This is a genomic window from Nitrobacter vulgaris (assembly GCF_002028545.1).
GTDB classification, from domain to species: domain Bacteria; phylum Pseudomonadota; class Alphaproteobacteria; order Rhizobiales; family Xanthobacteraceae; genus Nitrobacter; species Nitrobacter vulgaris.
In genome coordinates this window covers 1-707 of record NZ_MWPQ01000089.1, presented here as the reverse complement: position 1 = coordinate 707, position 707 = coordinate 1, and the positions used below count along the sequence as shown (strand labels likewise).

At 62.7% G+C, this 707-nt stretch carries 1 pseudogene; it reads right to left on the bottom strand.

Annotated features, from left to right (window positions below):
* Positions 1-208: 208 nt before the first annotated feature.
* Positions 209-707 (bottom strand): annotated as a pseudogene (gene istB, locus B2M20_RS18675) (IS21-like element helper ATPase IstB); the annotation flags it as partial.

Below are 707 nucleotides of genomic sequence, written 5' to 3'. Positions count from 1 at the left end.
GCTGTGGGATCGGTGTCTCGGCATGGGCTTTTCTCCAAAAGCCCGGCCACCCGGTCAATCCAACTCTGCTTACCCGTCCAGCACCAGGGGCCCACTCCATATCGGCGTTCAATTTTGACCCCTTCGCGCGGCGTGGTTTGAGGGTAGACTCGTCGGAGCTGGCCGGGATTGCGGAGACGAGACGAGCGCGGGTGGCGTGATCGTCGTCGCGGCTTTTGAAGCGCCAACTGTCGTTGCCGGTCTCGACGATGTCGCAGTGGTGGGTCAACCGATCGAGTAGCGCGGTGGTCATCTTGGCGTCGCCGAACACGCTGGGCCATTCGCCGAAGGCGAGATTGGTGGTGACGATGACGGAAGCGCGCTCATAGAGCCGGCTAACCAGGTGGAAGAGAAGCTGTCCGCCGGATTGAGCGAAGGGCAGATATCCGAGTTCGTCCAGCACGATGAAGTCCATCCGGGTCAGATGTTCGGCAAGGCGGCCCTGACGTCCGTTGCGGGTCTCGATCTCGAGGCGATTGACGAGGTCGACCACGTTGTAGAAGCGGCCACGGGCGCCGGATCGGATGCAGCTTCTGGCGATTGCGATGGCCAGGTGGGTTTTGCCTGTACCGGTGCCGCCGACGAGCACGACGTTGCGCTGCTGGGCGATGAAGCCGCCGCCGGCGAGATCATTGACGAGCGTCTGATTGATCGGCGTGCCTTCGAAC